Origin of the sequence: Ahniella affigens (assembly GCF_003015185.1) — a bacterium.
Classification (GTDB): domain Bacteria; phylum Pseudomonadota; class Gammaproteobacteria; order Xanthomonadales; family Ahniellaceae; genus Ahniella; species Ahniella affigens.
The window spans coordinates 1,307,619-1,325,100 of sequence record NZ_CP027860.1; the positions used below are offsets into that span (position 1 = coordinate 1,307,619).

At 58.3% G+C, this 17,482-nt stretch carries 12 protein-coding genes; 3 read left to right on the forward strand and 9 right to left on the reverse strand.

All coding sequences use genetic code 11. The annotated features are described in order from the left end of the window. Nucleotides 1–89: 89 nt before the first annotated feature. Nucleotides 90–911, forward strand: a complete 822-nt coding sequence (locus tag C7S18_RS24145; RefSeq protein ID WP_146151769.1) for an NHL repeat-containing protein — start codon at nt 90–92, stop codon at nt 909–911. Here the strand turns inward: C7S18_RS24145 and istB are convergent. Together istB and istA are read right to left on the reverse strand one after the other, a co-directional pair. Further along, nucleotides 792–1,577, reverse strand: a complete 786-nt coding sequence (istB, locus tag C7S18_RS04875; protein WP_106890502.1) for an IS21-like element helper ATPase IstB — start codon at nt 1,575–1,577, stop codon at nt 792–794. The two genes, C7S18_RS24145 and istB, sit on opposite strands and share 120 nt — an antisense overlap. Then, the gene (istA, locus tag C7S18_RS04880) at nt 1,574–2,602 is read right to left on the reverse strand and encodes an IS21 family transposase (RefSeq protein WP_106890503.1); all 1,029 of its coding nucleotides are present in this window, start codon (nt 2,600–2,602) and stop codon (nt 1,574–1,576) included. Before istA ends, istB begins: the two co-directional genes overlap by 4 nt. 92 nt (nt 2,603–2,694) lie before the next feature. On the opposite strand from istA, the gene C7S18_RS04885 reads away from it, so the two are divergent. Continuing rightward, complete coding sequence (locus C7S18_RS04885) at nt 2,695–3,051, forward strand: hypothetical protein (RefSeq protein ID WP_146151770.1); 357 nt, start codon at nt 2,695–2,697, stop codon at nt 3,049–3,051. A 524-nt stretch (nt 3,052–3,575) separates the two neighbouring features. Here C7S18_RS04885 and C7S18_RS04890 read toward each other — a convergent pair. The 4 genes from C7S18_RS04890 to C7S18_RS04905 all read right to left on the reverse strand — a co-directional run bounded on the left by C7S18_RS04890 (nt 3,576) and on the right by C7S18_RS04905 (nt 12,336). Beyond that, on the reverse strand, nt 3,576–6,065 hold the full coding sequence (locus C7S18_RS04890; protein WP_170113115.1) for a serine/threonine-protein kinase: 2,490 nt from the start codon (nt 6,063–6,065) through the stop codon (nt 3,576–3,578). A gap of 1,152 nt (nt 6,066–7,217) precedes the next feature. After that, a complete protein-coding gene (locus C7S18_RS04895; RefSeq protein WP_106890506.1) occupies nt 7,218–7,808 on the reverse strand; it encodes a hypothetical protein in 591 nt (196 codons plus the stop codon). A 48-nt stretch (nt 7,809–7,856) separates the two neighbouring features. Continuing rightward, the gene (locus C7S18_RS04900) at nt 7,857–10,493 is read right to left on the reverse strand and encodes a serine/threonine-protein kinase (protein WP_106890507.1); all 2,637 of its coding nucleotides are present in this window, start codon (nt 10,491–10,493) and stop codon (nt 7,857–7,859) included. 694 nt (nt 10,494–11,187) lie between these two features. Continuing rightward, complete coding sequence (locus C7S18_RS04905) at nt 11,188–12,336, reverse strand: phage tail sheath family protein (RefSeq protein WP_106890508.1); 1,149 nt, start codon at nt 12,334–12,336, stop codon at nt 11,188–11,190. Nucleotides 12,337–12,684: 348 nt separating this feature from the next. Between C7S18_RS04905 and C7S18_RS04910 the strand changes: the two genes are divergently transcribed. Continuing rightward, the gene (locus tag C7S18_RS04910; RefSeq protein WP_106890509.1) at nt 12,685–13,194 is read left to right on the forward strand and encodes a metallophosphoesterase family protein; all 510 of its coding nucleotides are present in this window, start codon (nt 12,685–12,687) and stop codon (nt 13,192–13,194) included. A gap of 147 nt (nt 13,195–13,341) precedes the next feature. Here C7S18_RS04910 and C7S18_RS04915 read toward each other — a convergent pair whose 3' ends face one another. Genes C7S18_RS04915 through C7S18_RS04925 form a run of 3 tightly spaced genes read right to left on the reverse strand, consistent with a single transcriptional unit; the run spans nt 13,342 to nt 17,302 of the window. After that, on the reverse strand, nt 13,342–14,517 hold the full coding sequence (locus C7S18_RS04915; protein ID WP_106890510.1) for a trans-sulfuration enzyme family protein: 1,176 nt from the start codon (nt 14,515–14,517) through the stop codon (nt 13,342–13,344). 27 nt (nt 14,518–14,544) lie between these two features. Further along, the gene (gene galU / locus C7S18_RS04920) at nt 14,545–15,420 is read right to left on the reverse strand and encodes a UTP--glucose-1-phosphate uridylyltransferase GalU (RefSeq protein ID WP_106890511.1); all 876 of its coding nucleotides are present in this window, start codon (nt 15,418–15,420) and stop codon (nt 14,545–14,547) included. Then, on the reverse strand, nt 15,407–17,302 hold the full coding sequence (locus C7S18_RS04925; RefSeq protein WP_106890512.1) for a polysaccharide biosynthesis protein: 1,896 nt from the start codon (nt 17,300–17,302) through the stop codon (nt 15,407–15,409). The genes galU and C7S18_RS04925 overlap by 14 nt, the downstream gene beginning before the upstream one ends. Nucleotides 17,303–17,482: the final 180 nt, after the last annotated feature.

The following is a 17,482-nucleotide window of genomic DNA, read 5'->3' on the forward strand; positions in this document are numbered from 1 at the left end:
ATGCCCGAGGTCCATGTCGCGCAAACCGGCCGGCCAATCTGCGAACATTGCGCCGCCGCGCGGTAACGCGTGTTCGGTTCGAGGCTGCCATGGTGACTCAACTCGGCTGCGTGTTCGGGATTGTCTTGGGTGGGTTTGCGCTGGTGAACGCGCGTTCGGTAGCGGCGGACCCCGGCGTCGGCATCGTTGTGGATGCGAACGAACGCGTCTATATCGCCGATCCTGGGAGCAATCGAATCTGGCGGCTCCAACCTGATGGTCGGGCTGAGGTGTTACTGGAAGATCGCCACTCGCATTTGCTCCAACTCGGGCCAGACTCCGTGCTTCGGGGTGAGCATTTGGCGTATCGGCCTGATCAGCGTTGGGACAGCCGATTCTGGGAATTTGATCTCAAGCACAACCACTTCCGCTGGGCCGGACCGGCGCTCACGGATCTGAATCCCTTTCCTGATGGCCAAACGTTGCATTTGGACGGGCAAGGAAACGCCTACAGTTGGTTGTGGGCAGGGCCCGATCGCGCGAGCCAGGTTCTGCGCCGACGATTGCCAGAGGGGCAGATCGAAATCCTTGGGCATGACGCTTGGCTGCCAAGCAAATCCGTGACACCGACCGCTGCGCTGATGGCGCAAGGGCGGCCGTTTCATCAAATTGTCAGCATCGCCTTTGCGCCCGACGGCGGCATGCTCGTTGTCCAGTTAGATCAAGCCGATTGGTTAAATGCTGAATTGAACTGTCAACGCCGATTGAATCCTGACCCACCCTGCCGAAGTAATGCTGACCCACCCACCGAGTCAGTCTGCCGCAGTTCCGGCATTCCGTTTATCGATCAATCCTGCTTTGCGTTTGTCTTTGAGTCGGTAGCTCTCTCCTTTCATTTGGATGACGTGAGCATGGTGAAGCAAGCGATCTAGCAGTGCTGCTGCCAGAGCACTGTCGCCTCCCAAGGTTTGGTCCCATTGGCCGAAGTTCAGGTTACTCGTGACGATCAGGCTGCCGTGCTCGTAGCGCTTTGCAATGACTTGGAAGAGGTCGTGAGCCTGTGCTTTGTCCAGGGGTAGGTAGCCCAACTCGTCGATGATCAGCAAACGCGGTGTGCCAACGCTGCTTCGTAGCAAGCCCGTCAGCCGCTCTTGGCGGCGAGCCGTTGCGATTTCGCGCATCAGATCGGCGGCAGTGTGGAAGCGGACCTTGTAGCCGCTCTCGGCGGCTTTCAGGCCGATTGCCAGGGCAAGGTGTGTCTTGCCGACGCCTGAGGGACCAAGCAGCACAACATTCTCGCCTCGTTCGATGAAGGCGAGGCTCGCTAGCTCCGTGATTTGCTTCTTGTGCGTGCCAGCGAAGTTGAAGTCGAAGTCTTCGAGTCGCTTGATGACTGGGAAGCCAGCCGTTCGCACGAGCATGGTTCGGCTGCGATCTTGGCGTTGGGCCGCTTCAGCTCGCAAGACGCGATCCAGGAAGTCGAGGTAGGACCATTCAGCCGCACTGGCCTCCTGCGCCAGTCGAGTCGCCGCTTCGGCAACACTGGACAGCTTCAGATCGGCGCACAACGCGCTCAGTCGCTCGTGGCTCAGATTCATGGACTCACCCCGGCGCTGAAGACGTCGTAAGCCGACAAGGGCCGCTGTATGGGCGTTCTGGGGCGGGCAATGGGCACCTTCTTGGCCAGCGCCTCACGCGGGCTCGGTGCAGGCTTGAGTCCAGGTAGCGGCAACAGCCGAGCCTGCTCCTCAATCAGTCGAACGTCTGGTCTTGCTTTCGTTGTCCCGTGAACGCGTCGATTGGCGATCTCGCGTTGCCAGGTCGCGAACCGCGCGTTGACAATGTCCAGGGTCAATGGCTCACCACGCTGCCGGAACTCGGCACGCAGTGGCACGAAGAAGCTCTCGCGAACGTAGCGGATGCCGCGCTCAACCTTGCCCTTGGTGCGTGCCCGATACGGCCGGCACAGTCGCAATGCAAAGCCATAGTCCTTCGACAGCGAGAGCATCCCATCATGAAACTGATGGCGTCCCTTGCCTTCCGCATCACGCTTCAACACCACGGTCGCCATGTTGTCGTACAGCGCCTCGCGGGGCACACCGTCCATCGAATCAAACGCCGCAACATGCAAGTCTCGAAGCGTCTCAAATCGCTGATTGTCGACAAACCGACCGAAGACCCAGCGCGAGAAGCCAAGCACCGCCACAAAGGCAAACCAGCGGATCCCATCGAACCGAAACTCCGCCCAATCCACCTGCATCTGCCGGCCCGATTCGGTCTCAAAGCGAACCAGCGGCTCCGGCTCTCGAACTGGCCGCAAACTCGCCATGTGGGCCCGCAGAATCGAGTGCGAACCCGTATACCCGAGCGCCTTGATCTCCCGAAGCATCACCGATGCCGGAATCCAATCCGGCGCTGCGGCTGCCAGCCGCTCTCGGATGTAGTCCAAGAACCCATACAGCTTGCCCTCACGCGCCTCACGCTTGAAACGCCGACCACATCCCTCATCCCGAACCCGCCGAACCGTGTTCCGCGACACACCACACCGCCGAGCCACTTCCCGAACGCCCATCCCTTGCTTCAACAACACTGAAATCTCCACCGCTTCCTCCTGCTTCAACATCGGCGCTTCCGTTTCCTAGGAAGCACCTGCCGTATACACAGATGAGTCAGTTTTCAACCGGCAGGTGGGTCATTTTCCAACTGGCGCTAACATTGAACCATCGAACCATTCTCCGGCGCAGCCAGATCCCCTTCCGCGACAACATCATCCCCGTCCCCGAGTTCATGAATCGGTTCTTTGGCGGATGGATACGAACGAACGACGAGGTGTTGGTTGCCGATGCCGGTACGCGGCAGGTGATTCGAATGGACCGCAATGGCCGAGTTGGCGCCATCAGTCCGTTGACCGATGCCTACTTTCCGGTTGGTCTGACCGAACGACGCGATGTGCTTTATGTGCTGGAGTACCCAGATCCCGGAAACAACAAACCGCTGCGTGTTCGTCGCATAGCGGACTTGCGAACGGGATTGGGAGTGATCATGGGCGACCTACACGTGGCCGGGTTCTAGCTGGTGCGGAATGCGTTCCAATAGTGGCCTCGCGTCGACGGATAACTGGCCACGATCTGGCGGCACCGGTTGATGCGTGAGTCTGTCGAAAGCCTGTGCTACCCATTGATCCTCGCACCGAGCGCTTGGCCGGAAGTCGCACGATGATTCAGTTCCCTGGAATGATTTCTAGCGAGGTCTAGCAGCAGGCACGAAGCGCGGCCCGAAGAAGCTGGCGACGCCTTGTGAGCCGCTGAACAAGTTCAGGGGCGATGCCGGCTATGGATGGCTTGCCCAGAATCAAGCACGCTGGTGCTTGATTCTGGAGCACGGAATCCGGACATGCGCCGGACTCGGTGTGGGTCTGAAAAACCAGAATGAGCATATTCAGACCCTTCCAAACAAATTATCGCGGCTCATCGCAGCTTACGCTCGTGGTGGTGAAATCAGCGATGCCAGTTGCACCGTGCGCGCCTATGATCTCTGGAACAGCGATGCGATAAGTGCGAGGAATAGAAGAGCGACTTTGGACTGCACATGAACATTCACAGACTTCTCCTAGGAGTGGAAAGATCGGGATGTAATCCCTCGGACAGCAAGCGACGAAATGGGTCGCTTGGATATGCACAAATCACTTTGCGGGCGTTGTGGCAAAGGCTGTCAAGTCTCGGGAAGCTCTTGCACACCTCGCTGCGACCAAAAAAGCCCGAATCGTCCTTTGAGCAGGATGCTGCCCAGTAGTTCTGGATGAGAAACTCAATCCGACGACCCTTGCTGTCGCTGCTTGTTTGGGCAAGTATCGAAGGAGGTATGGATAGTGCGACGCGCAGCGCCTGCTCGGACTCGCCCTGGTTCGTTAACCAACGGACATACTCTGTTCTGACGAATCCTGGCATTGCCTCGAGTCCTGGCTGATCAGTGCGGGCAATGAGATCCTCGAAATCTGTGCGAACTGTCTGGGTAGGAGCACCAGCGAACGCTCTCCAAACTACCAAATTGGCCCTAATCTTCAATGTTCTGAGATGATCCGGGCCAAACATGGCGTTATAAATTTCGTGCGCGCGCTCAAAATGGGGTACAGCAGCGGAGTGCTCTTCAAGCGTTCCGAAGTAACTTCCTACCGTGTTCTCTGCGGTCGCAACGGGCGCAGAAATCTCGCCGAAGCGAGTTCGCATTGTTTGCAGGACCTCAGGAATCCGTGCTTCAAAATCAGCACGCCTGCCTGAACGGGCTAAAGCATGAAACTCGAGCAATTCAAGTCTAGCGATGGTCACATGATTGGGTCCCAGCTCTTGCTTAGCCTTCTCAATTGCCGCGCCAAGTAAATTGAGCGCTTCCGCGACTCTGCGCTGGTTGAGAAGCATCACTTTCTGGTTGGTCACGGACAGGAGCCAGTCCGGATGTGAAGCCGGCAATGTCTGCTGCGCTTCTTGAAACAGCTTGAAGGCCTCCGCGATTCTGTCCTGATAGCGAGCAATTCGCGCGCTTGCGATCAATTCAATGTTGGCTTCGTCTGGGGTAGCTGGCGTGCAATGCGAGAGCCGTTCAGCCGCTTCCGAGGAGCGATCCTGCTCAACTAACAATCGCGCGCTCAGCAAGCAAATCCTTGAATGGTATCGATAAGAATCTTCGCCAAGTCTTTGGTAAGTGCGCTGGGCGTCATCAAACAGCCCCATCGAAATCTGTACCTCAAAGAGCACCGTTGCGAGGTCAAGAAATGATTGGTCGTTTGAGGCTATCAGCGCGTCGAGATTCTCCGCTGATTTCTGCAGAATCTGTCTGGCAGTCACTTCCCCGCCCGCCTCACCGCCAGGATCCGCCCCCAAGAACGCCTGCTTCATCGCATCGAGCGCCAGATTCGCGCGGTCGCGCTCAGCGCGGATCTCGCGGTTCTGTTGGAGGGTGATGACCAGGCCGCTCAGGACGGCGATCGCGATCAGGGCGGTCAGGCCGCTCGCCAGCTTGTTCCGGGACAAGAACTTCTGGGTGCGATACAAGAAGCCGTTTCCGGAGACGGACACGGGCTCGTTGTTGAGCAGGCGTTCGAGATCGGCATCAAGTTGTTCGACGCTGCCGTAGCGGCGATTCGGCTCCTTGCGGATCGCCTTGGCAACGATGCGTTCGAGGTCGGTCGGGATGTCGGTGCAGCCGAGGTCTGGGTGAACGCGGCTCTTCATGTCCGGCGGTGGGACATTCAGCACTAGGTTCTCGAACTCGCCGGGGGTCTTGCCTTCGGTATCGAAAATCGACTTGCCGGCGATCAACTCATACAGCAACACGCCGAGCGCGTAGACGTCGGTCGTGACATCGCAGGGTTCGCCGCGGATTTGTTCGGGCGCGGCACAGGTCGGCGTGTACAAACGCTCGATCGTGCCGGTCATCTGTGACTGGTCTTGCAAGAGCTTGGCAATGCCGAAGTCGAGCAGTTTGACGACGCCATCGGCCGTGACCAGTACGTTGGCCTGCTTCAGGTCACGATGGATGATCAGTTGGCGATGGGCATACGAGACGGCTGAGAGCAATTGGCGGAACAGTGCGACGCGCTGCTTGGCATTCAATTGCTGGGCTTTGGCGTAGTCCAGCAGACGCTGGCCCTGGACCAGCTCCATCGCAACATAAACATGCCCGTAAGTATCCGAACCGGAGTCAATGTAGTGGGCGATGTTCGGGTGGTTCAGGCGGGCAAGGAACTGCTGTTCTGCCAGGAATCGTGACTCAGATGCAGCATTGAACAAACCGCGGCGCATCAGCTTGAGCGCGACCCAATGTTCCGGGCCATCGACACGACGGGCGCGATAGACCTGACCCATCCCGCCTTCGCCGAGCACTTCGAACAGTTCGAACTTGCCAACGCGGCGACCCTGAGCCAGCGGTGCAGCTTCGGCATCGGCCATCGCCTGTACACCTTGTAAGGTGTGAATCTGCGGCTGCTCGTCCAAGCCCATCAGGCGGAGGACCTCGGTGGCGATCGCCGGATCAGAAGCGTGCATGCGGACAAATGCTTCACGCTCCGAAGCTGGTTGCTCCAGCGCCAATGCAAACAGTTCGCGGACCTGACTGAAACGATCAGACATGGCGCCGTCCTAGCGTCAGGAAGCAGGGATTTGCGCTGAGCCAGTGAGCGACAACAGCGACAGGGCAGGGCCCTGGCCCATAGTCCAACACAGCAGCGATGGTAAAGACGGCACCCGACATGCCCATTCCTTCCCAAAACACAGTTTGCCGACAGCCGCCTGCCGGGCGCGTGCCTGCCAGAGAGCAGCATTCAAAGAATTGCGCGCAAGTCGATGTCGCCGCGCCCTGGCCTGGGCCGCGCAATCCGTGCGTCGGCTTCAAGCTGGCTGGTCGGACTGGGCGGCAGACAGGACGAATGAATCGTCTCTTACCGCGCCCAAACCGCCTCTGGCTCATCGCATGTTTCAAGCTGACTCGGGGTCGCCTAGCTGGAATATCCGACCGGGAACCCTGATGGCTCAAACTTTGCGCCATTCCTCTATGACTCAAAAGGTTACAAGGGTGTCCCAGTGTGTGCAATTTCAATAGTGCGCGGATGACTCATGAGACATTGAGACGAAGCGGCACCGATGGGCGCTTTTGTCGCAGGGACGCGGCTCACCATAATCGATGATCTGCTCAGGTAAGCGCTTGCTGAGCAATTTCGTCAACGGAGTCAGCCCCAACAAACTGTTGGTTGTCCGGTATTTCGCTAACCAGTGGCGTCCGTCAGTGCCATGCAGCGCTGTCTGCAGATGCTAATGCCCGTTTTGGATTGGGGCTCGGGCCAAGTGACTGTGGCGCCGGCAGCGCTTTGCTCAACATGAACACTATGCGTCTTGGTATGCCCGTGTGATCCGAACCCTGCAGAACGTTTTGCGATCGCGCAAAGGGAATTGAAGCCAGATTGCACACGTCGGGCAGGTCAGTAACGCTTTGACGGGCCACCTGAAGAAGGGTGGCCCGTCAGTACCAGAGGGTTCGTAGCGTCCGTGGTCAGCTGATTTGGTTGGTTTCGATCTACGAGTTAACCATTGATTTTCGGCGTTGAATATCGCACGTGTGCGAACCAACGATGCTGCGCTGCGACGGATGTCGGTCAGTCATCGAGATCAGCACTAGACAGCCAGGCCCTACTTGTTAAAGCAGAGCAAGGCGTCATTGGATTCAGGTTTAAGACCCTATTGGCAGGTTCAGTCAAGCTTAGGGTCGAGAAGGCTGATCTCGGACACACTACCGCTTGTGCAAGTGATCTCGCGTGCCACCGCATTGGCATGCGTGGCAGTATCAGTCCAAACTGAGAACAGAATCATGCCCACGCCGCTTTCCTCAGTACACGAAATGCTTACGTTCCTTCCAAATGTGTCGCCCTTCTCGAACTGAAGTTGAATGGGACCTTGGACTTTCCATTCCGAATAGAGCCGAACGTCGGACTCAAAAGGGCTGCCGTTGCAAGTCACTGTGCCGTCGGCTTCGTCCGCGCAAGACAACACTGCTCGAACCGGTCGATCATACTCGACTTTGAGCGTCCACACGTAAAATCCATCTTCGATAATCACTGACGATGGAGGATAAGTTCCGCTGGGGCATGGTGCCATCGTGACCGGGTTCGCTCGGCTTCTGTAGGTATAGCTGACGTCTCCAAAAACTGTCGGATTGCTGGGTGACGTGCAGCTGTTATCTGGTGGGTCATCGCCCGCTGACGCGTCAGCACGTGCATCAGGGACGATCGCGATGCTGGCGCTGACCAGCAAGAAGAACGGAAGAATGGATGAATGCTTCATGACTTGTGATACTCCGGTTGTGGGTAGTGATCGTCTAGTTAAGTTTGCTTAGCGAAAAAGGTCTCGCGTACCGCAGATCGCTCGCTTCGCTGCATGGCAGACCTGATTCTCAAGGATGAGAGATCGGCAAATACGTGCCCTCGATTCCTCGACACTTGATTCGCTCGTGCATCTGGACTTCCAAAAGGCTCGATTAGCAGACCTCTGAAAGCGTTCGTACTCAACTGAATCGACCCGGAAGAGGTTCTCGGGGCTCTCAGCTGTCTTGATCGCGACACGAAGCGCCAACTCGTCCATGTCGATGTTTGTCAAGTACTGAATGTAAGAGATCTGGATGAATGTTTGCAGATCGTAATTCCCGCTAAAGTCTGATTCTATGATCAGACTTTCAAACATAGGTACGAGCTTGGTGGGTGGCCGTTTAAGCTTGGACATCGCCATAGCAACATTGAACTTAGCTCTTATTGTCTCGCGATGGCCACTACCGTATACGTCAGCATATATGTTGCTTGCAATCTCGTAGTGAGGCAGTGCGCTGGCGTAGTCCGCCACACTAGAGTAGCCAAAAGCCAGCCAAGAGTTTGCCTCAGCGGTAAAAGTTGATCGTGCGCCATGCTGCTGTTCGATTCTTTCCAGAATCTTTGGCGCGAGTTGCAGGAATTCCTCATGGCCAGTACCCGCCTGAAGCACCTTGATACGAGCGAGATCCAGTCTTGCGAATCGGGCATGATCTGGTGAAAACGCCTTGGTTGACATCTCGGTGGCTTTGTCGATGAGTTGGATAGACTGTTCGGGCCTTCCAGCTCGCGAAAGAGAAAAACTCTCTCTTTCCAATGCGTAAATCCAAGCGTGATCTGACGTATCAAGTCCTTTTCGAAATTCCCTATAGAGCTCGGCTGCCTTTAGGAATTCTTTGTTTGCTTCAGCAATTCTTGCTTGTGTAATGCTGCGGAGCCTCGATTCGTTGGGGCCCGATGTGCAGGAGCTGATTTGAGCCTTGGCCTGGTCGGGTAGGCCTCGATCTGCATACAAGCGCGCTTGCAGCAAGCACAGCGTCGGATGAGACCTGATAGTGTCTTCGGGAATTTCGGAGAAAGTCTTGGCGGCATCGTTGACCATTCCCATTGACAGCTCAACCTCTAGGAGCGTGGCTGCTAGTTCAATAAACTGGGTGTCGCCGCGGCGAATCAATGGCAGGAGATTCTCGCTCGATTTATTGAGAATGTCTTTGGCTTTGACCTCACCGCCGGCCTCACCCCCAGGATCCGCCCCCAGGAACGCCTGCTTCATCGCATCGAGCGCCAAATTGGCGCGGTCGCGTTCGGCGCGAATTTCGCGGTTCTGTTGGAGCGTGATACCCAATCCGGTCAGCACAGCGATCGCGATCAGGGTGGTTAGGCCGCTGGCCAGTTTGTTGCGGGACAGGAACTTTTGGGTTCGATACAAGAAGCCGTTGCCGGAGACGGAGACTGGCTCGTTGTTGAGCAGGCGTTCCAGATCGGCATCGAACTGTTCAACGCTGTTGTAGCGGCGGTTCGGCTCTTTGCGGATGGCTTTGGCGACGATGCGTTCGAGGTCGGTCGGGATGTCGGCGCAGCCGAGGTCCGCGTGAACGCGGCTCTTCATGTCCGGTGGTGGGACATTCAGCACTAGGTTTTCGAACTCGCCGGGGGTCTTGCCTTCGGTGTCGAAGATCGACTTGCCGGCGATTAGTTCGTAGAGCAACACGCCGAGCGCGTAAACGTCGGTCGTGACATCGCAAGGCTCGCCGCGGATTTGTTCGGGCGCGGCGCAGGTCGGCGTGTACAAACGCTCGATCGTACCGGTCATCTGCGACTGGTCTTGCAGGAGCTTGGCAATGCCGAAGTCGAGCAGTTTGACGACGCCATCGGCGGTGACCAACACGTTGGCCTGCTTTAGGTCGCGATGAATGATCAGCTGGCGATGGGCGTAGGAGACGGCTGCGAGTAATTGCCGGAACAGCGTTACGCGTTGTTTCGCGTTCAGCTCTTTGGCTTTGGCGAAGTCCAGCAAGCGCTGGCCTTGGACCAATTCCATCGCGACATAAACATGCCCATCCGCATCCGAACCGGAGTCGATGTAGTGGGCGATGTTTGGATGATTGAGCCGAGCGAGGAACTGCTGCTCGGCCAGGAAGCGGGTCTCGGACGCGGCATTGAACAAGCCACGTCGCATGAGTTTGACGGCGACCCAGTGCTCCGGGCCATCGACACGACGGGCGCGGTAGACCTGACCCATGCCGCCTTCGCCGAGCACCTCGAACAGTTCAAACTTGCCGACGCGACGGCCCTGCGCCAAGGGCGCGGCTTCGGCATCCGCCATCGCCTGCACGCCCTGTAGGGTGTGAATCTGCGGCTGTTCGTCCAAGCCCATCAGGCGGAGGACTTCGGTGGCGATCGCCGGGTCGGAAGCGTGCTCGCGGACAAATGCCTCACGCGACGCAGCCGGCTGCTCCAGCGCCAGTGCAAACAGTTCGCGGACTTTGCTGAAATGATCAGACGACATAGCGCCGTCCTTCTGTCTGGACACGGGCGTGCGACCTGCACAGACGCGCGACCACCGAGGCAGGGCAGGGCCCAAGCCCATGTTCCAACACAGCAGCGATGGTAGAGACGGCACCCGACATGCACATTCCTTCCCAAAACAAAGTTCGCAGACAGCCATCTGCCAAGCAGGCGCTGGGCAGGAGGCGGTAGTCAAAGAATTGCGCGCAAGTCGATGCCGCCGCGCCCTGGCCTGGGCCGCGCAATCCGTGCGTCGGCATCAAGCTGGCTGGTCGGGTCAGGTCCGTGATGACACGTGGATCGTCATCTATCGCGCCCATCCCGGCGTTTGGCACATCGCATGGTTCGTGCCTACTTGGTGTTGCCAAGCTCGAACATCTGAGCTGGAACCCGTGTTGCCGAAGTCTTGCGCCATTCCCCTATGACTCAGAAGGTTACAAGGGTGTCCCAGTGTGTGCAATTTCAATAGTGCGCGGATGACTCATGAGACACTGAGAACGCAAGATATCAAGAGCTAATAATATCAACGGTTTAGCGTATTTCGTCTTAGGCGCTGGGTTACGGCACGCGTTTCTGGCTGAATCACAGCTGGCTTCGCATTAGCGCGTTGGCCCAATAGGTTTGTCCTCAGCTTTTAAGCATGAAGGCAGCGTTGGGGCCGACATTGGGTACATCCGACCGAAATCTGGGGTTCGGAGCGTGCTTACCGCAATCAGGCATCGCCAGTTTGGTTCCGGACAGGGCAAACACGGCCCGCCTCGTCTCTGAACTGGTTCAGACGCTCTGCAATCTGTCGCCAATCTTCAGACGCAGCCATAGCGGTAGGTGAGCGCGTGCGCAGAACGCTTGGACAATCAAGACGCCGCCTGTGCAGCAATCTGCAATGGCATCACCGTGAACTCGGCGGGGCGAAACGCGTCATAGAGTACGTTCAAGTTGATCAAGCCCCGCTCAATGTCGGCAGATGAATTGGTCGTTGCATCACATTGAACCGCGAACTGATTGAATGCGCCTTGCTGCATCAAGGTGTTCATGAACACGCTGATGCTTGCCTGCAATGAGGCCCAGACAACCGGCGTGCTTGGCTCGAAAACGGCCCAGCGCGTGTTGTCCAGGATCGAGCGCCGAATCCAGTGATACAGCCGGTATTGCGGGACATACTTGAAATCGTCGGCGAGCACATCGGCACCCCTTGCCGTACGTGCGCCCCAAATCACTGGCCCGAAATTTGAAAAACTTCGGAGCGCGTTCGTACCAAGTCCGGTGAACTGCTCCTGATTCTGATCGGTCAGTTGAATTTCGAACCCTGCGATCCCCTGCAAGCTCGCCAACGTTCCTGCCGGCGCGATCCAAACGCCGGAATCTCGATCAAACCGGGAGAAGATACCGGCGATCGCGCCACTCGGCGGATACGCTTTTGTCGTTTCTGGATACAGTAGATCGGCGCGCATGATACGAGGGAAGTAGACGGCTGTTGCGCGCGCTGGTTCACCGCTGACAAGTGTCGACGGGTCGAGCTGATCCCATTGACCGGCCTTCGCAGCGGCAAGCCAGGATGGTGGCGGATCGAGAATCAACATGGCATCTTGATCAAGACAGCATTGCGCCGCCGCTGCAATGACTGATTCGGACAGGGCGCCATCTGCCTGGTCTGGGGGAATGCAGAGTAAGTTGAATCCGCCCTGGTTGGCGAGTAGCGCCAAGCCAGTGTTGGGGCTCGATACACCCAACAAGTCGGCGTCTGAAAGGCTCGTAGTTCCCGCGCCAACTCGCACAATCAATGCTTGCGTGCCACCGTTGTTGAAGAAGTCGTAGACTGAGTCAGTTAACGGGTAGCCAGTGGTGATCGGACCAAAGGTTGACGAGAATTCGGCAAAGCTGGCGACGGCTTGCAGCGTATCGGTGGGGCCTGTTGGCGTGCGCCCAAGAAATGCTGTGATCGACGTACTAGCGCCACTAATCGGCGAGGCAGATGGTTGCGAGCGAGCAGCTTCTCTGGTCATGTCATTCCCCACGAGTACGGTTGAAGGCGGAGTCTATGTCCCTGTGCAGGAAATGGATAGCACAACAAGCTGAAGACCACGGCGTTGAGGCAGCGTAAGACCCTTCAGTCGGTGTGTCTGCTGCCATCAACGGGGCCCGTACTTTCGCGGCACGTACGGTGCTTCGTATGCGTTCCATTGCCAGGCATCGCAGCGCGACGACGCCGACTTCGGGTAAGGTCCGTCTTGAACCTCATTTCGGATGACTGATCGCTGGACTGCAGAAGCCTCGCTATTGGTGTGGGGACTAAGCCAGTATTACTTGCGAATCAACCGTGCTCAATTGTCCGCTTAGACACTACGCCTGCCATGACCTCAACCACCCGCCTAGGCATCATCTCTGATACGCATGGTCTGATGCGCCCCGAAGCGCTGGCCTTACTTGCAGGGTGCGAGCACATCGTGCACGCCGGCGATATTGGCAATGCGGGGATCTTGGATCAGCTCTCAGCCATCGCTCCGGTTACCGCGGTTCGGGGCAACAATGATTACGGCGACTGGGCCGAGGCCCTGGGCGCGAGTGCCCTGTTCCCGTTTCATGGGCAATGGATCTATGTGATTCACGATCTGAGCGAGCTCGATATCGACCCCGTGGCGGCTGGTGTGCACGTGGTGATTTCCGGGCACTCGCACAAGCCGTTGGTGGCGTCGCGCAACGGTGTGTTGTATGTCAATCCGGGCAGTGCCGGGCCGAGACGGTTCTCGTTGCCGATAGCGCTTGCCGATTTAGAGGTGCACGGCGCGCATGTGGAGGCACGCATCATTGATATTGAGACAGTGAGCCATGGTGCTCGCGATGGGCGTCGATCGCGGCGGTGATGCGTTGGAGAGGCAGGTGGGTCATTTCGTGCGCGAACGTAGCCTGGGCAGACACAGCGTCTAGAGCGTTGTAGTTCCGCGCTTCGGCTGAGCCAGGGCAGACACAGGGGTCTTCCCCTACGGAAATGCTCAACGCGAAGATGCCGCTTAGATTGCTTGGAATGCCTGTTCCAAATCGGCAATCAAGACGTCCGATGATTCAAGGCCAATCGAGAATCGGATCAGCCCAACGGGGACTGATGCAGGGAAGTCCAACGATGGCCAATTGCGGACGCCCGCAACCGGAAAGACTAGGGACTCGTAACCACCCCAGCTCGCGGCAATCAGGAAGCGGTCGAGGCGGTCGACAAATTGATCGACTTGCTCGACGCGATCGGCTTTCAACTCGATCGACAGCAGGCCGCTGCCATGGCGTAGCTGCTGTTGCGTCAAACCGAATTGGCTGTAGCTCTGCGCCCATGGCGAATGCACGCGGGCGACTTTGGGATGTCGCTCCAAATAGCGAAGCACTGTATCGGTGGTTTCGGCAATCTGCTTCAAGCGAACGGGTAGGGTTCTGAGACCACGCAACAGCAGCCACGCATCGTGCGGCGACAGAATCGCGCCGAGCGTCATGTACGGCCCATGAAACAGGTCACGAATGAGTTTTTCGGATCCCGCAACCACACCAGCCAAAACGTCGCTGTGGCCGTTCAAGTACTTCGTCGCCGAATGCGCCACCAGATCAATGCCGAGTTCGATTGCGGACTGGCCAAGCGGCGTCGCAAAGCTGTTGTCGAGCAGGGTAAAGATGCCACGCGCTCGTGCGATGCGTGCGATCGCGACCAAATCCTGTTGCTCGAACGTCAACGAATTCGGACTTTCGAGGATGATCAACCGGGTCTGGTCGGTGATCGCAGCCTCGACTTCGGCCGGATCGCGCGCATCGAGTAAGCGACCGTTGACACCGAAACGCTGTAGATGGGACTTCACTAGCGTACGTGTCCACGCATACGGCTTGTCGACGCACAGCACCTCGTCGCCAGCGCGGAGCACCGACAGTGCCGCAGCGGCCATGGCCGCTGCGCCCGAACCGAACATCAGCGCGGCTTCGGCGCCTTCCAGAGCGGCGATCTTCTTCGCGACGATCTCGACTGTCGGGTTCTGCCCACGGGTATAGACGTGGCTCGAAAACTCATCGGCGACGCGGGTGCGCATCGTGGCTACATTCGGATGCGCGAACATCGCGCTTTGCACGATGGGTGGAATCACCGCGTCGAAGTACTGCGCCCGATCCTCGCCCAGATGGGTCAGGATGTACGACAGATCCTTAGGTTCGCTCATCCTGAGTGCCTCACTGAATAGTCGGTGTCACTCGCGGGCCAATCGTTCGCGCATGAGTTCGACGACGGGCGCGTGCAATTCGGGATCTTCGAGCGCCAGATGCACCGTGGCCTGCACCATGCCGAGGCGATTGCCGCAGTCAAACCGACGTCCGGTGAACCGGTACGCGAAGACGTCGCGCTCACGGAGCAGCGTCTGGATCGCATCGGTCAATTGAATCTCGCCGCCGCTACCGGCACCGGTAGTCTCAAGCAGATCAAAAATGCGGGCATCGAGGACGTAGCGACCCACAATGGCCAGTGTCGACGGTGCCGCTTCCGGCTTCGGTTTTTCGACCACGCCACGCATTTTTGCCAACGCATCGGTGACCGGCTCGGCGGACACGATGCCGTAGCGGTTCGTGTGTTCCTTCGGCACATCTTCGACGGCAATGACACTGGCGCGGCGATCCTCCGCGATCTCAACCATTTGCCGAAGTGCACCGTGGCCACGATTCCAAATCATGTCGTCTGGGAGCATCACGGCAAACGCTTCGTTACCGACCACAGGCTTTGCGCACAACACCGCATGACCAAGGCCCAGGGCTTCAGGCTGGGTCACGAATACGGCGCGGACACCCTTCGGCAACAGGTTGCGGACGGTATCTAGTAGTTCGTGCTTGCCGGCTGCTTCGAGCTTCGCTTCGAGTTCGTATGACTTGTCGTAAAAATCCGCGATCGAATGCTTGTAGCGGTTGGTGACAAAGATCAGCGTGTCGCAGCCTGCGTCCACGGCTTCCTCGACCGCATACTGAATCAACGGTTTGTCGATCAGTGGCAGCATTTCCTTGGGCACGACCTTGCTCGCCGGCAGAAAGCGGGTGCCCAAACCCGCAACCGGGAATACCACTTTACGGATTCGCATGCGTCAACTTATGAATGGAAACCACGTCGGCCGATTCGTTCCGGTCGCTTTCGAACTCGGGCACGAGCGCGCGCAGACAGCGCAGGCACTCATCCTCGTCAAAGCGCCGCACGGCGGCATCAATTCGATTGAGCCACTGCATGAGCTCGGTCCAGGGCACTTCGCGCGACTGTGCGAGGAAGATCTTCCGGTGGCCCGTGCTTTCGTAGTTCTCTTGCTCGTGGAAGAGTTCTTCGAACAATTTCTCGCCTGGGCGAAGGCCTGTGTAAACGATCTCGATCTCTTTGCCCGGCACTTTGCCGGCAAGCAGAATCATCTGTTCGGCAAGATAAGAGATCTTGACCGGCTCGCCCATATCGAGTGCGAAGATTTCGCCGCCACGGCCAAGTACCGCCGCCTGCAGGATCAGCTGACACGCTTCCGGAATAGTCATGAAGTAGCGCGTGATTTCTGGGTGCGTCACCGTGACCGGGCCGCTCCGACGAATCTGCTCGCGGAACAACGGGACCACACTGCCGGCGGAATCGAGCACATTGCCGAACCGAACGGTGATGAAGTGCGTCCGGGATCGGAGTGACAAAGCCTGGCAGAAGATCTCAGCGGCGCGCTTGGTGGCGCCCATCACGCTGGACGGGTTGACCGCTTTGTCGGTCGAGATCAACACAAAGTTCTCGACGTTGTGGCGGTCACACGTCAGCGCCAGCGTTTGCGTGCCGCAAAGATTGTTGCGCAGGGCCTCGCGTGCTTGGCCCTGCAGCAGCGGTACGTGTTTGAACGCGGCGGCATGAAACACCGCATGCGGCCGGTAATGGCTGAAAACGCGCTCGCATGTGGCGCTGTCACCGCAGTCGCCAAGTACCGGGTTCATCACGAGCTCCGGGAATTCGCCGCGGAGTTCCTGTTCGATCCGATACAGGTTGTACTCGCTGAGCTCCAGGACGGTCAGGGAATCGCAACCGAGCCGGGCGACCTGGCGGCACAGTTCTGCACCGATCGAGCCGCCGCCGCCCGTCACGAGCACGCGCTTGCCCGCGAGGCCCGTGCGGATCGCCGTCCAGTCAAGCGACACTGGGTCACGACCTAGCAAATCTTCGATTGCCACTTCCTTCAGCTCGTTGAAGTTGGAGCGGCCCTCGACCACATCCTGCAGCCGCGGGATGGTCCGGAATGGCAGTTGCGAGGCCTCGCACAGCGTCACGATCCGCTGCATCTGCTGGTTGTTCGCCGACGGCACCGCAATGACGAGCATGTCGGCAGCTACTTCCTTGGCGAGCTGCGGCAGCTCCTCGATCGGGCCGATCACCGGCACGCCATGAATCTTGGTGCCGCGCAGGCCCACGTTGTCGTCAACGAAACCGACGGGCCGATACAGGTTCTCGCGCCGGATCTCGCGGACCAGATTTTCGCCGGCACGCCCAGCGCCCAGAATCAGCACCCGCAGCGTTGGTTTGTTGCCCACCATGTCGGTGCGGCTGTCCTTCCAGAACCGATACAGCATGCGTGGTGCGGACAAGAACAACATCAGCGCCAGCGGATAGATGACGAGTACCGAACGCGGCGTGCCCGCGAGGCGGTCGTAGACGAACAGGCCAATGGCGATGCCGATGACGCCGAGCACCGAGCCGCGGGCGATATTGACGAGATCGGGCATGCTGGCAAACCGCCAGAGGCCCTTGTACAGGCCAGTCCAGATCAGGACGAGCCCCTGCACCCCGAGGACGACCCAGTATTCCTGGCTCCAGAGCGGAATCTCGGGCGGCGCCGTTTGGACGTTGTAGCGCACCCAGTTGGCGCCGAACCAAGCCAGCCAGACCATGGTCAGGTCATGGGCGACCACTGCAATGCGTGGGTGGATCACGCTGATCAAGGTGCGTAGTTTCATCCCCCTATTGTGCCGGAAAGGCGTGAAAAGTTCTGGTTAAGCCGCACAGAACGCACGTTTTGGGGGCACGGCCACGGCAATCAGGAGCGCAAGTCCGGCATCAACACAGGGCGTTTCCGCGCCCAGAGGGTCACGGGCTGCAGGTGTTGCCGCAGCCTAGTGACGCTGGACCCTGTGACG